At 72.0% G+C, this 14,836-nt stretch carries 16 protein-coding genes; 5 read left to right on the forward strand and 11 right to left on the reverse strand.

The annotated features are described in order from the left end of the window. Positions 1-52 precede the first annotated feature (52 nt). Together recG and AB0F13_RS11930 are read right to left on the reverse strand one after the other, a co-directional pair. Positions 53-2,251, reverse strand: coding sequence for an ATP-dependent DNA helicase RecG (recG, locus tag AB0F13_RS11925; RefSeq protein WP_362079138.1), 2,199 nt, complete (start codon positions 2,249-2,251; stop codon positions 53-55). 141 nt (positions 2,252-2,392) lie between these two features. Continuing rightward, positions 2,393-4,075: a DAK2 domain-containing protein gene (locus AB0F13_RS11930; RefSeq protein WP_362079141.1), complete on the reverse strand. Its 1,683-nt coding sequence runs from the start codon at positions 4,073-4,075 to the stop codon at positions 2,393-2,395. A gap of 248 nt (positions 4,076-4,323) precedes the next feature. Between AB0F13_RS11930 and rpmB the strand changes: the two genes are divergently transcribed. Then, a complete protein-coding gene (gene rpmB / locus AB0F13_RS11935) occupies positions 4,324-4,509 on the forward strand; it encodes a 50S ribosomal protein L28 (protein ID WP_003957616.1) in 186 nt (61 codons plus the stop codon). Between the two features lie 182 nt (positions 4,510-4,691). Here the strand turns inward: rpmB and thiD are convergent, their stop codons facing one another. Both thiD and AB0F13_RS11945 read right to left on the reverse strand, forming a co-directional pair. After that, positions 4,692-5,480, reverse strand: a complete 789-nt coding sequence (gene thiD / locus AB0F13_RS11940; protein ID WP_362079144.1) for a bifunctional hydroxymethylpyrimidine kinase/phosphomethylpyrimidine kinase — start codon at positions 5,478-5,480, stop codon at positions 4,692-4,694. Positions 5,481-5,490: 10 nt separating this feature from the next. Further along, positions 5,491-6,462: a thiamine-phosphate kinase gene (locus tag AB0F13_RS11945; protein ID WP_362079147.1), complete on the reverse strand. Its 972-nt coding sequence runs from the start codon at positions 6,460-6,462 to the stop codon at positions 5,491-5,493. Between the two features lie 146 nt (positions 6,463-6,608). On the opposite strand from AB0F13_RS11945, the gene AB0F13_RS11950 reads away from it, so the two are divergent. Both AB0F13_RS11950 and AB0F13_RS11955 read left to right on the forward strand, forming a co-directional pair. Continuing rightward, entirely contained in the window at positions 6,609-6,842 is a 234-nt protein-coding gene (locus tag AB0F13_RS11950) for an Lrp/AsnC ligand binding domain-containing protein (protein ID WP_362079150.1), read from the forward strand. A gap of 20 nt (positions 6,843-6,862) precedes the next feature. Beyond that, positions 6,863-7,357, forward strand: a complete 495-nt coding sequence (locus AB0F13_RS11955) for a DUF3515 domain-containing protein (protein ID WP_362079153.1) — start codon at positions 6,863-6,865, stop codon at positions 7,355-7,357. A 21-nt stretch (positions 7,358-7,378) separates the two neighbouring features. On the opposite strand, the gene AB0F13_RS11960 is transcribed toward AB0F13_RS11955, so the two are convergent. The 3 genes from AB0F13_RS11960 to AB0F13_RS11970 are packed head-to-tail and all read right to left on the reverse strand — an operon-like array spanning position 7,379 to position 10,321. Then, positions 7,379-8,527 carry a D-alanine--D-alanine ligase family protein gene (locus AB0F13_RS11960; protein WP_362079156.1) on the reverse strand — a complete coding sequence of 383 codons (1,149 nt, stop codon included), beginning with the start codon at positions 8,525-8,527 and terminating at the stop codon, positions 7,379-7,381. A 34-nt stretch (positions 8,528-8,561) separates the two neighbouring features. Further along, complete coding sequence (locus AB0F13_RS11965) at positions 8,562-9,563, reverse strand: NAD(P)H-dependent glycerol-3-phosphate dehydrogenase (RefSeq protein ID WP_362079159.1); 1,002 nt, start codon at positions 9,561-9,563, stop codon at positions 8,562-8,564. After that, positions 9,560-10,321 (reverse strand): lysophospholipid acyltransferase family protein, encoded by a 762-nt coding sequence (locus AB0F13_RS11970; protein ID WP_362079162.1) that lies wholly within the window; start codon positions 10,319-10,321, stop codon positions 9,560-9,562. The genes AB0F13_RS11965 and AB0F13_RS11970 overlap by 4 nt, the downstream gene beginning before the upstream one ends. 173 nt (positions 10,322-10,494) lie before the next feature. Here AB0F13_RS11970 and cofC point away from each other — a divergent pair, with 173 nt between their 5' ends. Next, positions 10,495-11,145 (forward strand): 2-phospho-L-lactate guanylyltransferase, encoded by a 651-nt coding sequence (gene cofC, locus AB0F13_RS11975; protein WP_362079552.1) that lies wholly within the window; start codon positions 10,495-10,497, stop codon positions 11,143-11,145. Between the two features lie 10 nt (positions 11,146-11,155). After that, the gene (locus AB0F13_RS11980; RefSeq protein WP_362079165.1) at positions 11,156-11,407 is read left to right on the forward strand and encodes a hypothetical protein; all 252 of its coding nucleotides are present in this window, start codon (positions 11,156-11,158) and stop codon (positions 11,405-11,407) included. Between the two features lie 121 nt (positions 11,408-11,528). Here the strand turns inward: AB0F13_RS11980 and AB0F13_RS11985 are convergent, their stop codons facing one another. The 4 genes from AB0F13_RS11985 to leuC form a co-directional block, all read right to left on the reverse strand. Continuing rightward, positions 11,529-12,224 carry an HU family DNA-binding protein gene (locus AB0F13_RS11985; RefSeq protein WP_362079168.1) on the reverse strand — a complete coding sequence of 232 codons (696 nt, stop codon included), beginning with the start codon at positions 12,222-12,224 and terminating at the stop codon, positions 11,529-11,531. 123 nt (positions 12,225-12,347) lie between these two features. Beyond that, a complete protein-coding gene (locus AB0F13_RS11990; protein ID WP_362079171.1) occupies positions 12,348-12,593 on the reverse strand; it encodes a hypothetical protein in 246 nt (81 codons plus the stop codon). 179 nt (positions 12,594-12,772) lie between these two features. After that, positions 12,773-13,366 carry a 3-isopropylmalate dehydratase small subunit gene (leuD, locus tag AB0F13_RS11995; protein ID WP_362079174.1) on the reverse strand — a complete coding sequence of 198 codons (594 nt, stop codon included), beginning with the start codon at positions 13,364-13,366 and terminating at the stop codon, positions 12,773-12,775. A gap of 5 nt (positions 13,367-13,371) precedes the next feature. Further along, entirely contained in the window at positions 13,372-14,805 is a 1,434-nt protein-coding gene (gene leuC, locus AB0F13_RS12000) for a 3-isopropylmalate dehydratase large subunit (protein WP_362079177.1), read from the reverse strand. Positions 14,806-14,836: the final 31 nt, after the last annotated feature.

The following is a 14,836-nucleotide window of genomic DNA, read 5'->3' on the forward strand; positions in this document are numbered from 1 at the left end:
CCCTCAGCGTATGGCGTCGGCGCCGGGCCGGCCCCGCGGGGACGGCCGGGGCTCATCCCTTGTCCAGGAACTCCTCCCGCTCCTTGTCCAGCAGGGCGTCCAACGCGGTGCGCAGCTCGGGCATCCCGGCCAGGTCGGGGTCGGCCGCGACGATCGCGGCGGCCTCCTCGCGGGCCGCCGCGATGACGTCCTCGTCGTCGATGACGGTGAGCATCCGCAGGCTGGAGCGGACGCCGGACTGCGCCTGGCCGAGCACGTCGCCCTCACGGCGCTGCTCCAGGTCGATGCGGGAGAGCTCGAAGCCGTCCAGCGTCCTGGCGACCGCGTCCAGCCGGGCCCTGGCCGGGCTCGCCTCGAACGCCTCGGTGACCAGCAGGCACAGCCCCGGGGCCGAGCCCCGGCCCACCCGGCCGCGCAGTTGGTGCAGCTGGGAGACGCCGAACCGGTCCGCGTCCATGATCACCATCACGGTGGAGTTGGGCACGTTCACGCCCACCTCGATGACGGTCGTGGCGACCAGGACGTCGACCTCGCCGGCCGCGAAGCGGCGCATGACGTCGTCCTTCGCGTCGGGCTGCATCCGCCCGTGCAGCACCTCCACGCGCAGCCCGGCCAGCGGCCCGGCGCCGAGCTGGGCGGCGAGGTCGAGGACGGCGAGCGGCGGCCGCCGCTCCCCCTCGGCCTCCGTCTTCTCCGCGGACTTCTTCCCGGCCTCGGTGCTGTCCTCCTCGTCGCCGATGCGCGGGCACACCACGTACGCCTGGTGGCCGCCCTCGATCTCCTCGCGCACCCGTTCCCAGGTGCGGGCCAAGAAGTGCGGCTTGTCCTTGGCCGGCACCACATGGGTGGCGATGGGCGAGCGGCCGGCCGGGAGCTGGTCCAGGACGGAGGTCTCCAGGTCGCCGAAGACGGTCATGGCGACGGTGCGCGGGATCGGCGTCGCGGTCATCACCAGCAGGTGCGGCGGTTGTTTGCCCTTCGAACGCAGGGCGTCGCGCTGTTCGACGCCGAAGCGGTGCTGTTCGTCGACGACGACCAGGCCCAGGTCGTGGAACTGCACCTTGTCCTCGATCAGGGCGTGCGTTCCGACGACGATCCCGGCCTCGCCCGTGACGAGGTCGAGCAGCGCCCCGCGGCGGGCGGCGGTGCCCATGGACCCGGTGAGCAGCACCACCTTCGTGCCCTGTTCGGCGCCGCCGAGCATGCCGCCCTCGGCGAGCTCGCCCATCATCTCCGTGATCGACCGGTGGTGCTGCTGGGCGAGCACCTCGGTGGGGGCGAGCATGGCGGCCTGGCCGCCGGCGTCCACGACCCCGAGCATGGCGCGCAGGGCGACCATGGTCTTCCCACTGCCGACCTCGCCCTGCAGGAGGCGGTGCATGGGGTGCTCGGTGGCCAGGTCGTCGAAGATCTCGGCGGAGACCTTCAGCTGGCCCTCGGTGAGGGTGAAGGGCAGCTTGGCGTCGAACGCGTCGAGCAGGCCGTCCGCGAGGGGCTTGCGGGGCACGGCGGGCAGCTGGGAGTCCGCGTGGCGGCGGCGGGCGAGGGCCACCTGCAGGACGAACGCCTCGTCCCACTTCAGCCGGTCCCTGGCGTCCTCGATGTCCGCCTTGGTGCGCGGGCGGTGCACCTTGCGGAGCGCCTCCGGCAGGGGCAGCAGGCCGCGGCCTTCGCGCAGCGCGGCCGGCAGGGGGTCCACCACGCTCTCCCAGCCGGTGGCCTCCATCGAGGCCAGCACCACGTCGAGCGCGTTGGAGACCTTCCACGACTCCATCTGCGAGCAGGCCGGGTACAGCGGGATCAGCTGGTTGGCCCAGGCCTCGACGGCGTCCGCGCCGCTGTCCTTGGCGAGCATCTCGTAGGCGGGGTGGGAGAGCTGGCGGATGTTGCGGAAGGTGCCGGTCTTGCCCGCGAACATGCCGCGGCGGCCCGGGACGAGCTCCTTCTGGTGGTGGTAGACCGACCGGCCGAAGAAGACCAGCTGCAGACGGCCGCTGCCGTCGGTGAGCGTGACCTCCAGGCGCTGGCCCCTGCCGTTGTTGAACTTCAGCACGCGGGCGTCGGAGACCTGGGCGACGACGGTGACGTGCTCGTCCAGCGGCAGGTCGGCGAGCCGGGTCAGCTCGCCGCGCTCGGCGTAGCGGCGCGGGTAGTGGTGCAACAGGTCGCCGACCGTGTGCAGGCCGAGGTGCTCGGCCAGCACCTTCGCGGTGGTACCGCCGAGTGTCTTCTTCAGGGATTCATCCAGCACTTTGCCTCCAGGCCCGGCGGCACGGGTTTCCGGCTGGGGGTCTGGGGGTCGTCCCCCAGAGGACTGCAGTTTCGAGCGCGGGCACGCGTTCCATTGCACACCACGCCTGTGACAACCGGGCCCATTCGCGGGCCCGCGGGCCTATTCGATGCCGATGAGCAGCGGCGCGGACAGCTGCTCGCCGCGGTAGACGACGGTGTCCACGGCGAGGTGGCCGCCGCGTACGTGCCGCCGCAGGCGCTCGGCCACGGCGTCGGGGACGTCGGCGCCCAGGACCAGGGTGACCATCTCGCCGCCCGCCGCGAGCATCCGGTCCAGCACGGTCTCGGCGGTGCCGGCCAGCTCCGCGCCGATGACGGCCACGTCGCCGTCGATCAGGCCGAGGACGTCCCCGGCCTGGCAGACGCCCGCCATGGTCCAGGACTGCCGCTCGGCCACGACGAGCTCCGCGTAGCGGGTGGCGCCGGCGGCGGCGGTCATGGCGACGACGTCCTCGTCGAAGCGCCTGCCGGACTCGTGGACGGCGAGCGCCGCGATGCCCTGGACCGGGGAGCGGGTGGGGATCAGGGCGACCCGTACGCCCTCGGTGCGCGCCTGCTCGGCGGCAGCGGCGGCCACGTGCCGCAGGTCGGCGTCGTTGGGCAGCAGGACGACCTCGCGGGCGTGGGCCCGCCGGATCGCCTGGAGCAGCTCACCGCTCGCGGGGGTCTCCCCCGGGCCCACGGCCACCACGGTCGCCCCGGCATCCGCGCACAGGGCGGCCAGGCCCGTGCCGGGGACGACCGAGACGACGGCCCGCTGGGCGGGCTCGCGGACGTCGGTGCGCTCCTCGCGGGCGCTGCCGAAGTGGGTGATGCGGATGCGGTACGGGCGTCCGGCCTCGATGCCCGCCTCGACTGCGGCGCCGGCGTCGTCCACGTGGACGTGGACGTTCCACAGCCCGTCGCCGCCGATGACGACGAGGGACTCGCCCAGGGCGTCGAGCCGGGTGCGCAGCCGGGCCACGGCGTCGTCGCCGGCCTCCAGTAGGTAGATCACCTCACAGGCGGGGTCGGCGCCCGTCGCCGTGCCGCTGCCGAGATCGGCCGTGCAGCCTTCGCTCCGCCACGCGCGCGTGGCGCGAGGGGGCGCACCGGTCGTCGCGCCGGGGCCGGGTCTCCCGCCGGCCAGGGCGCTCGCCAGGGCGCCCAGGACCTCGACGAGGCCCTTGCCCCCGGCGTCGACCACTCCGGCCCGGCCGAGCACCTCCAGCTGGCCGGGGGTGGCCTCCAGGGCCGTGGCGGCGCCTTCGTGGGCGGCCCGGGCCACGGCCGCGCCGTCGCCCGGGGTGGTGGCCGCGGCGTCGGCGGCGGCCGAGGCGACGGTCAGGACGGTGCCCTCCACGGGGCGGGCCACGCCCTCGTACGCAGACTCCACCGCGCGCCGCAGGGCTCGCCGCAGGAGCGCCGCGTCGTCGTGGCCGCCGGGGCCGGTGGGGTGATCCGCCTCACCGGCCGCCGCCAGGACCTCGGCCATGCCGCGCAGCAGCTGGGCGAGGATCGTGCCGGAGTTGCCGCGCGCCCCTATGAGTGCGCCGTGGGCCATGGCCCGCACGGCCTCGGGCAGCCCGGGGCGGGAGCCGGGGCCGGTGGTGGCGTGGCCCTCGAAGACGGCGTCGACGGCGCGGGTGGCGGATTCGACGGTCAGGTAGAGGTTGGTGCCGGTGTCGCCGTCCGCGACCGGATAGACGTTGATCGCGTCGATCTCCTCGCGGGTCCGGCCGAGCGCGTCGAGCGCCAGGGCGCACCAGGTGCGTACCGCATCGGCGTCCAGCGTGGGCGGCACCTGTGTCCTCCTCGGACTGTCGGAGCTGTGGGCGAGTGCTGGAGCAGAGTAGTCCGGCCGGGGTGGCGCAGGGGCGGGCCGGGCGGGGTCCGGGGCGGACATGGTAGTTTCGTTGTCCAGGAGCGGTCGTTGTATGCTGCTCCGGTTGCCTGATGAAAATCGGGCCATACCCCCTGGCAAGCCAGTCACCACCGACATCGGTACGCCGGGATTTCCCGTAAGTGCATCTGAAGTCTTTGGAGTGACCCGTGGCTGCCAACTGCGACGTCTGCGGCAAGGGGCCGGGCTTCGGCAACAACATTTCGCACTCGCACCGCCGTACGTCCCGTCGCTGGAACCCGAACATCCAGCGTGTGCGTGCCGTGGTCGGTCGGACGCCGAAGCGCCTCAATGTCTGCACCTCGTGCATCAAGGCCGGCAAGGTCTCGCGCTAACTAGCTAGTAGCGCGGCAGCCTCGCCGCACCTTGAAAAGCCGGTCCCCTTCGGGGGGCCGGTTTTTTGCTTTCCCCTACCCGCCCCTTCCCGGAACTGGGGGCAAGCCCCCAGACCCCTTTTGTCCTCAAACGCCGGACGGGCTGGCTGTGCCTGAGGACAAGAAACGGTGAAGGGCCGGGGTCAGGGGAACAGCCACCCGTGGTCCACCGGGCCAATGCCCTCGCCCAGCGGGAAGCCCGCCGCGATGGCACCGGTGACGTAGTCCTTGGCGGCCGCGGCCGCCTCCGGCACCGTGAGCCCCCTGGCCAGCCCGCAGGCGATCGCGCTCGCCAGTGTGCACCCGGTCCCGTGCGTGTGCCGGTTGTCGTGGCGCGGTGCCCGCAGCCAGTGCTCCTCGGTGCCGTCCGTCAGGAGGTCGACCGCGTCGCCGTCCAGGTGGCCGCCCTTGATGAGGGCCCAGCGCGGGCCGAAGCCCAGCACCGCGTCCGCCGCCCGCCGCAGGCCGGCCTCCGTGCGGACCCGGACGCCCGTCAGCCAGGCCACCTCGTCCAGGTTGGGCGTGGCGACCGTGGCGACCGGCAGGAGCCGGGTACGGACCGCGTCGAGCGCGGCGGCGGCCAGCAGGGCGTCGCCGTGCTTGGAGATGCCGACGGGGTCGACGACGACGGGGGCGTCCACGCCCGCCAGGAGTGCGGCCACCGTCTCCACCAGCTCCGCGGAGGCGAGCATGCCGGTCTTGACGGCCTGTACGCCGATGTCGTCGGCGACGCTGCGGAACTGGGCCCGTACGGCCTCGGCGGGCAGCGGCCACGCCCCCTGGACGCCCACGGAGTTCTGCGCGGTCACCGCCGTGACCACGCTCATGCCGTGCACCCCGAGGGCGAGCATCGTCTTCAGGTCGGCCTGGATGCCCGCACCGCCGCCGGAGTCGGATCCGGCGACCGTGAGAACCCTCGGGGGTATGCGCATGCGCCCGAATCTACTCGCCGGGCTCCATGTCCCCGAAGTGGTCCCAGCCGCCCGCCTTGTCCCAGGGCGCGCCGTCCACGGTGACCTGGGGCAGGGCGGAGGGGTTGACGACCTCGCCGATGACCTTCCAGCGGGCCGGCAGCTTCACGTCGGGCGGGAAGGTCGCCACGATCGCGTGGTCCTCCCCACCGGTCAGCACCCACTGCAGGGGGTCGACGCCCACGGCCTGCCCGATGTCGGACATCTGGGTCGGCACGTCGATGGCGGCCGTGCGCAGGTCGATGCGGACCTTGCTGGCCTCGGCGATGTGCCCGAGGTCGGCGATGAGGCCGTCGCTGACGTCCGTCATGGCGGTGGCGCCGAGCGCGGCGGCCGCGGGGCCGGCGTGGTACGGCGGTTCGGGCCGGCGGTGGGCCTCGACGAAGGCACGGGGCGAGCGGAAGCCGCGGGAGAGCACGGCGAGCCCGGCCGCGGACCAGCCCAGCCAGCCCGTGACCGCGACGACGTCGCCGGCCCGGGCGCCGGAGCGGGTGACCGGCTCGTGGTTGCGCAGGTCGCCCAGGGCCGTGATGGCGACGGTGATCGTGTCACCGCGCACCACGTCCCCGCCGACCACCGCGGCGCCCGCGACCTGGCACTCGTCGCGGATTCCGTCCATGAGCTCGGTCGGCCAGGTGGCGGGGAGCTCGGCGGGCACGACGAGGCCGAGCAGGACCGCCGTGGGCACCGCGCCCATGGCGGCGATGTCGGCCAGGTTCTGCGCGGTGGCCTTGCGGCCGACGTCGTAGGCGGTGGACCAGTCGCGGCGGAAGTGCCGCCCTTCCAGCAGGATGTCCGTACTGGCCACGACCCTCCTGTCGGGCGCTGCGACCACCGCGGCGTCGTCACCCGGCCCCAGACGGACCGCAGGGGTGGTGGTGAGCCGGGAGGTCAGCTCTCTGATGAGGCCGAACTCCCCCAACTCGCCCACGGTGCCTTTCACTGAGCTCCTCCTCGGAGTGTCGGTTGCCCTGTTCGTGACGTGTCGCGCGCCGCGCAGGCCGCGCGGGTCTCCCCGCACCGTGCGACGACGCGGTACCGTGGCGTCTCTTCTCCCCACATGATCCTCGAAGCCGCCCTGGAGGTTCCGTGGTACAGGCGTACATCCTGATCCAGACCGAGGTCGGCAAGGCGTCGACCGTGGCCGAAGTCATCGGCGAGATCCCGGGGGTGATCCAGGCCGAGGACGTCACCGGGCCGTACGACGTCATCGTGCGCGCCCAGGCGGAGACCGTGGACGAGCTCGGCCGGATGGTGGTCGCGCAGGTCCAGAAAGTGGAGGGCATCACCCGCACCCTCACCTGCCCGGTCGTCCATCTCTAGCTCCCCCGTATGCTCGGCCGGTGAAGTCTTCGCTCCGCCGGCTCCTCGGCCTGCCCTCAGCCGCCCTGCTCGTCGCGACCGCGGCCTGTTCGGCCCCGGGCGCCCAGGCGGGGCCGGCGGTCCCCGCACCGCCGGAGCGGCAGGCCGGGCTCTGCCGGGCGCTGCACAAGGAGTTGCCCCGCGCCGTGGACGGGCTCGAGCGGCGTACCGTCGAGCCCGTCTCGGACCTCACCGCCGTGTGGGGCGATGATCCGTCGGTCTCCCTGCGCTGCGGCGTCCGCAAGCCCGGGCTGCTCAAGCGCAATCCCGCCACCGACTCGATGGACATCGACGAGGTCGGCTGGCTGCCCGAGAAGCAGCCGGACGGCAGCGTGCGCTGCACCACCGTGCGGCGTGAGGCGTGGGTGGAGGTGACGCTGCCGAAGAAGGTCGTCGGGGAGGGCGGCGACCTCAGTGCCCTGACCGACCTCTCCGGCGCCGTCCTGAAGACGATCCCCGAGGGGATCATCTCCTGACGGTCCTCCCCGGCGTCCCGCTCAGCGCAGTCCCGTCGGCCGCCGCAGGGCGGCCTGCAGCAGCCGGTCGACCAGCTCGGGGTACTCGACGCCGCTCTCCTGCCACATGCGCGGGTACATGGAGATGGGCGTGAAGCCGGGCATGGTGTTGATCTCGTTGATCACGAACTCGCCGTCCTCGGTGAGGAAGAAGTCCGCGCGGACCAGCCCCTCGCAGGAGGCGGCGTCGAAGGCCCGCACGGCCAGCTCCTGCACCCGGCGCGTCTCGTCCTCGCTGAGCGGGGCGGGCACGATACCGGAGGCGGAGTCGATGTACTTGGCTTCGAAGTCGTAGAAGTCGTGCGCGGTGACCGGCGGGATCTCGGCGGGCACGCTGGCGCGCGGGCCGTCCTCGAACTCCAGCACGCCGCACTCGATCTCGCGGCCGCGCAGCAACGATTCGACCAGGATCTTCGGGTCGTGGCGCTGTGCCTCGGCGATGGCCTCGTCCAGGCCGGAGAGGTCGTCGACCTTGGTGATGCCCATGGACGAGCCGCCGCGGGCGGGCTTCACGAAGAGCGGCCAGCCGTGCTCGCCAGCGAAGTCGATGATCTTCTTGCGGGCGGCGGAGGGGTCGTTCTGCCACTCGCGCGGCCGGATCACCTCGTACGGGCCGACGGGCAGGCCGAAGGAGATGAAGACCCGCTTCATGTACTCCTTGTCCTGGCCGACGGCGGAGGCGAGGACGCCCGCGCCGACGTAGGGGATTCCGGCCAGCTCCAGCATGCCCTGGAGGGTGCCGTCCTCGCCGTAGGGGCCGTGCAGCATGGGGAAGACGACGTCGACCTCGCCCAGCGCCTTGGGCACGGCGCCGGGCTCGGTGTAGACGACCTCACGGCTGGCGGGGGTGACGGGCAGCAGCACGCCGCCCTCGGCCGCGTCGGTGAGCTGCTCGACGCTGGGCAGCGTCCGGTCGGCGATGGCCATCCGCTCGGGGTCGTCGGCGGTGAGCGCCCAACGGCCGTCGGTGGTAATGCCGATCGGCAGCACGTCGTACTTGCTGCGGTCGATGGCGCGCAGCACGGCGCCTGCGGTGACCACGGAGATGGCGTGCTCGGAACTGCGGCCGCCGAAGACGACCGCGACACGCGGCTTCCGGTCAGGGCTCTGGGGGGAGTTCTCGCTGCTCATAACGCGTTGAGGGTACCTGGTGGCAGGCGATGCGTCAGTGCCGCTCGGGCTTGGCGCTGCGGGACATGAGTTCCTTGAGGGCCACCATGGGCGGCTTGCCCTCGTGGACGATGTCCACGACGGTCTCGGTGATCGGCATGTCGACATGGTGACGTCCGGCCAGATCGAGCACGCTCTCACAGGACTTGACGCCCTCGGCGGTCTGCCTGGTGACCGCGATGGTCTCGGCGAGGGACATGCCGCGGCCGAGGTTGGTGCCGAAGGTGTGGTTGCGCGAGAGCGGTGAGGAGCAGGTGGCGACGAGGTCGCCCATGCCCGCGAGGCCGGCGAAGGTGTGCGCGTCGGCTCCCATGGCCAGGCCCAGCCGGGTCGTCTCGGCCAGCCCGCGCGTGATCAGGGACGCCTTGGCGTTGTCGCCCAGGCCCATGCCGTCGGCGATGCCCACGGCGAGGGCGATGACGTTCTTCACGGCGCCGCCCAGTTCGCAGCCGACGACGTCGGTGTTGGTGTACGGGCGGAAGTACGCGGTGTGGCAGGCGGCCTGGAGGCGCTTGGCGACGGACTCGTCACGGCAGGCGACGACGGCCGCGGCGGGCTGCCGGGCGGCGATCTCCTTGGCGAGGTTGGGCCCGGTGAGGACGGCGACCCGGTCCGCGGAGACCTTGGCGACCTCCTCGATGACCTCGCTCATGCGCTTGGCGGTGCCCAGTTCGATGCCCTTCATCAGGGACACGAGGACGGTGTCGCCGGCCAGCAGGGGCGCCCACCGGCTGAGGTTGTCGCGCAGGGTCTGGGAGGGGATGGCCAGGACGGTGAACGCGGCGCCCTCGGCCGCCTCGGCGGGGTCGGTGGTGGCCCGTACGGCGGGGGGGAGCTCGGTGCCGGGGAAATACTCGGGGTTGGTACGCCCGGTGTTGATGGCGTCCACGAGGGCGGCCCGGCGGCCCCACATGGTGACCTCGCAGCCCGCGTCGGCGAGGATCATCGCGAATGCGGTGCCCCAGGAACCGGTGCCGTATACGGCGCAACGCGTCACTTGCTGTCCTCCTGCGAACGGTCCTGGCTGTTCTCGCGGACCGCGGCGCGGGCCCTCTTGAGGTTGTACGGCTCGGCGGGGGCCGGCTCGCCGCGGAGTTCGGCGAGGAGGTCCGTGATGGCCCTCATGATGAGGTCGGTGACCTCGCGCAGGACCTCGCCGGTGGGCTCCTTGCCGTAAAAGGCGGAGAGGTCCACGGGCGGGCCGGCCACGACGCGCAGGGTCTTGCGGGGGAACAGCCGGAGCTTGTTCTCCTTGGCATACGGCGGCATGGCCTCGTTGGCGCCCCACTGGGCGACCGGAATGACCGGGGCCTGGGTGAGCAGGGCGACGCGGGCGGCACCGGTCTTGCCCTCCATGGGCCACATGTCCGGGTCGCGGGTGAGGGTGCCCTCGGGGTAGAAGGCCACGCACTCGCCCTTGTTGATGGCGTCCACAGCGGCCCGGAAGGCGTTGGCGGCGTCGGTGCTCTCGCGGTAGACGGGAATCTGCCCGGTGCCGCGCAGCAGCGCGCCGACGAAGCTGCCCTTGAAGAGGGCGGCCTTGGCGAGGAAGCGGGGGACGCGCCCGGTGTTGTACTGGAAGTGGGCGTACGACAGCGGGTCGAGGTAGGAGTTGTGGTTGACCGCGGTGATGAATCCGCCGTCGGCCGGAATGTGCTCCATTCCCCGCCAGTCCCGCTTGAACAGAACCACGAGCGGCGGTTTGGCCAACACCGCCGTAAAGCGGTACCAGAAGCCGATTCTGTGGCGGGACACTCGGACACCCTTCTGTTGGGACCTGGAAGCTGCTTCGGGTCTGCTGCTCACCCGGGGGCCGGACAAGTGTCGCCCCAGGTACCCGGTCTGTCGAGAACACCGTAACCCCGCCGCTCGGCCCCCGGCTGCGGCAGCAGGTGACAATGGCACCGGTACGAGATGAGGGGGCGGATGTGCTCTGGACGCTGGTGGTGCCGCTGAAGCCGCTGGCCGTGGCCAAGAGCCGCCTCGCGGCCGGGGCCGGGCGGCTGCCGGGACCCGCGCTCGCGCTCGCCTTCGCCCTGGACACCGTGCGGGCGGCGCTGGCCTGCGGGTCCGTGCGGGATGTGGCGGTCGTCACGGCCGACCCCCTGGCCGGGGCCGAGGTGGCCGCGCTCGGTGCCCGGGTACTGCCCGAGCCGGCGGGTGACGGCGGCCTGAACGCGGCCCTGGCGCACGGTGCGCGGAGCGTGCGGGCCCACCGGCCGCATTCGCCGGTGGCAACCCTCAATGCGGATCTTCCGGCGCTGCGCCCGGCGGAACTCGGGCGGGTGCTCGATTCGGCCGCCGAATTCCCGCGCGCATTTCTCGCGGATGCCGCAGGAATCGGTACGACCTTGCTGGCCGCGGCGCCCGGAATGGAATTGGCTCCGGCGTTCGAGGGCCGTTCGCGCGCCCGTCACAGTGCTTCGGGGGCGTGGGAGATCGGGCTGGAGGATGTGGATTCCGTGCGCCGGGACGTGGACACGGAATCGGATTTGCGGGCGGCTCTGGAGCTGGGCGTGGGGGCCCATACCGCGGCCGTCGCGGCCGGCGTGCCGATCCCCTGGCGGGCGGCCGACTAGGCTGCTGGCCATGCAGGCCACCGCGTACACCTTCGACCCTCAGACCCGCTCCGGGAGCGTGCTCCTGGACGACGGCACGCCCGTGCCCTTCGACGGGGCGGCGTTCGACGCCGGCGGGCTGCGGCTGCTGCGGCCCGGGCAGCGGGTGCGGATCGAGTTCGCGGAGCCGGGCCAGGACACCGCGGGTGCCGCGGGCACAGCGGGTGCCGCGGGTCCGGCGGCCGGCCGCCGGGTGACCTTGGTGACGCTGCAGACCTTCTGAGGCCTCACGAGGCTTTTCCCGACATTCCCCGGCTTTCCGGGGGTTTGCGGGGCCTTACACACCGCGGGCCGGGCTCCCCGGAGGGAGCCCGGCCCGGCGCGTTACGCCGTACTTCGCTGCCTTACTTCTTCTTGGCGGCGGTCTTCTTGGCGGTGGTCTTGCGCGCGGTGGTCTTGCGGGCCGGGGCCTTGGTCGCCGTGGCCTTCTTGGCGGGCGCCGTCTTCTTGGCGGTGGCGGCCTTCTTGGCGGTGGCTGCCTTCTTCGCGGGCGTCGCCTTCTTCGCGGCGGCGGCCTTGGTGGTGGTCGTCGCCTTCTTCGCGGGCGCGGCCTTCTTCGCGGTCGTCGCCTTCTTCGCCGGCGTCGCCTTCTTCGCGGCCGTGGTCTTCGCCGCGGTCGTCTTCTTGACGGCCGTGGCCTTCTTCGCGGTGGCGGCCTTCTTGGCGGTGGCCTTCTTGGCCGCGGCCTTGGTGGTGGTCTTGCCGCCCGAAAGGCTGCCCTTGGGCGCCTTCTTGACGGAGACCTCGCCGCCCTTCGGGAGCTTCTTCGAGCCGCTCACCAGGTCCTTGAAGCCCTGGCCCGCGCGGAAGCGCGGCACCGAGGTCTTCTTGACCCGTACGCGCTCACCCGTCTGCGGGTTGCGGGCGTAGCGGGCGGGACGGTCGACCTTCTCGAACGAGCCGAAACCGGTGACCGAGACACGGTCACCGGCGACAACCGCGCGGACGACCGCGTCGAGTACCGCGTCGACCGCGTCTGCGGCCTGCTGACGGCCACCGAGCTTGTCGGCAATCGCTTCAACGAGCTGCGCCTTGTTCACGTCTTCCCCTTCGGAGACATTGGCTGGAATGTGCTCCAGCTTTTTCGCACGTTAGGCAGATATATACCGCAAATCAAACACGAAACGGTCTAATCACCCTTGTGCCGCAACGAACTCGACCCATCACGGAGTTCCGTCGGTGTCGGGCTCTTGGGGGAAACGCCCCTCGTCGAGGTCGTTCATCAGCCGGTCCAGACGCCTTGCTGCGCCTGAGAGATCGTGCTTCGCCGAGGCCGTGATGGCCAGCAGCTGCCGGGACAGCGCCATCCGTACGCCCTCCGGGACTTGCAGTGCGCGCACTCTTGTGTGCGCTTCCTTCAGTTGGTCGGCGACGAGCCGGTAAAGCCCGAGTTGGCTGTCGCGTTCCATGCACCGATTGTGCCATCTGAGGCGAGTTGTCGCTTCACGGGCCCTCAACAAAGCGACGCGCCCCCTGTCCGAAGACAGGGGGCGCATCATGCCAAACCCTGGGTGAGCAGCGAAAATCCGGGGCCCCGGTAAGCCGTCCACAGTCGTCCGACACTGGGCCAAACGAGCCGGAATCGGTCTCAGATCCGGGCCGTGGAGGGCTTGTACGAGGGCCTTCCGGCCTCGAACGCGGAGATGTCGGCCTCGTGCCGGAGGGTCAGACCGATGTCGTCCAGCCCTTCCAGGAGTCGCCACCGGGCGTTCTCGTCAAGCTCAAAATCGGCCGTGATGCCCGCCGCCCTTACCTGCCGGGTCACGAGATCGACCGTCACCTCGGCGGCGGGGTCGGTCCCGGTGAGCTCCCAGAGCGCCTCGACGGTCTCCTGCGGGAGGACCACCGTCAGCAATCCGTTCTTGAGCGAGTTGCCACGGAAGATGTCGGCGAAGCGGGACGACACGACGGTTTTGAAGCCGTAGTTCTGCAGCGCCCAGACCGCGTGCTCGCGGGAGGAGCCGGTGCCGAAGTCGGGGCCGGCGACCAGGACGGTGGCACCCGCCCGCTCGGGGTGGTTGAGGACGAACTGCGGGTCCTTGCGCCAGGCCTCGAAGAGCCCGTCCTCGAAGCCGTCGCGGGTGACCTTCTTCAGCCAGTGCGCCGGGATGATCTGGTCGGTGTCGACATTGCTCCGGCGCAGCGGGACGGCCCGGCCGGTGTGCGTGGTGAAAGCTTCCATCGGTCTCAGACCTCCACGGGGGTACGTACGTCGGGCGCGCCGGCGAGGTCGGCCGGGGCGGCCAGCCGGCCCAGGACGGCGGTGGCGGCGGCGACCTGCGGGGAGACCAGATGGGTGCGGCCGCCCTTGCCCTGCCTGCCCTCGAAGTTGCGGTTGGACGTCGATGCCGACCGCTCGCCGGGAGCGAGTTGGTCGGGGTTCATGCCCAGGCACATCGAACAGCCCGCGTGCCGCCACTCGGCGCCGGCCGCGGTGAACACCTTGTCCAGCCCCTCCTCCATGGCCTGCAGCGCCACCCGCACCGAGCCGGGGACCACCAGCATCCGGACGCCGTCGGCGACCGCCCGGCCCTCGATGACCGCGGCCGCGGCGCGCAGGTCCTCGATCCGGCCGTTGGTGCAGGACCCGACGAAGACCGTGTCCACCCGGATGTCCCGCAGCGCCTGACCTGCCGTCAACCCCATGTATTCCAGCGCCTTTTCGGCGGCATGGCGCTCGGAGGGATCGGCGTACGAAGCCGGGTCGGGAACCGCCGAGGACAGGGGCGCGCCCTGGCCCGGGTTGGTGCCCCAGGTGACGAAGGGCGACAGCCGGGTGGCGTCGATGACCACCTCGTGGTCGAAGACGGCGTCGTCGTCGGTGCGCAGGGTGCGCCAGTAGGCGACGGCCGCGTCCCAGTCCTCCCCCTCGGGGGCGTGCGGGCGGCCTTCGAGGTAGGCGAACGTGGTCTCGTCGGGCGCGATCATGCCGGCCCGGGCGCCCGCCTCGATGGACATGTTGCACACCGTCATCCGGGCTTCCATCGAGAGCTTCTCGATGGCGGAACCGCGGTACTCGATGACATAGCCCTGGCCGCCGCCCGTGCCGATCCTGGCGATGATCGCCAGGATCAGGTCCTTGGCGGTGACGCCCTCGGGCAGCTCGCCCTCGACCGTGACGGCCATCGTCCTGAAGGGGGACAGCGGCAGCGTCTGGGTGGCCAGGACGTGCTCGACCTGGCTGGTGCCGATGCCGAAGGCCAGCGCGCCGAAGGCACCGTGGGTGGAGGTGTGGCTGTCGCCGCAGACGACGGTGGTGCCGGGCTGGGTGAGGCCCAGCTGCGGTCCCACCACGTGGACGACGCCCTGCTCGACGTCGCCCAGGGGGTGCAGCCGCACGCCGAACTCGGCGCAGTTGCGGCGCAGGGTCTCCAGCTGGGTGCGGGAGACGGGGTCCGCGATGGGCTTGTCGATGTCGATGGTGGGCGTGTTGTGGTCCTCGGTGGCGATGGTCAGGTCCAGCCGGCGGACCGGACGGCCTGCTTTGCGCAGGCCGTCGAAGGCCTGCGGGCTGGTGACCTCGTGGAGCAGGTGCAGGTCGATGTAGAGGAGGTCGGGCTCGCCCTCGGCGCGCGTGACGACGTGGTCGTCCCAGACCTTCTCCGCGAGTGTCCGTCCCATCGCTGTCCCTCCGGCCGGCGGGGCGCCGGCT

This window comes from Streptomyces sp. NPDC026206, assembly GCF_040638465.1.
Taxonomy (GTDB): domain Bacteria; phylum Actinomycetota; class Actinomycetes; order Streptomycetales; family Streptomycetaceae; genus Streptomyces.

What these genes read in the sequence shown, in the direction of transcription:
- thiD (WP_362079144.1), bottom strand. Translation starts at nt 5,480, where the DNA reads ATGCGCATACCCCCGAGGGTTCTCACGGTCGCCGGATCCGACTCCGGC.
- AB0F13_RS11960 (WP_362079156.1), bottom strand. Translation starts at nt 8,527, where the DNA reads ATGAGCAGCGAGAACTCCCCCCAGAGCCCTGACCGGAAGCCGCGTGTC.
- AB0F13_RS11980 (WP_362079165.1), top strand. Translation starts at nt 11,156, where the DNA reads ATGCAGGCCACCGCGTACACCTTCGACCCTCAGACCCGCTCCGGGAGC.
- AB0F13_RS11990 (WP_362079171.1), bottom strand. Translation starts at nt 12,593, where the DNA reads ATGGAACGCGACAGCCAACTCGGGCTTTACCGGCTCGTCGCCGACCAA.
- leuD (WP_362079174.1), bottom strand. Translation starts at nt 13,366, where the DNA reads ATGGAAGCTTTCACCACGCACACCGGCCGGGCCGTCCCGCTGCGCCGG.
- leuC (WP_362079177.1), bottom strand. Translation starts at nt 14,805, where the DNA reads ATGGGACGGACACTCGCGGAGAAGGTCTGGGACGACCACGTCGTCACG.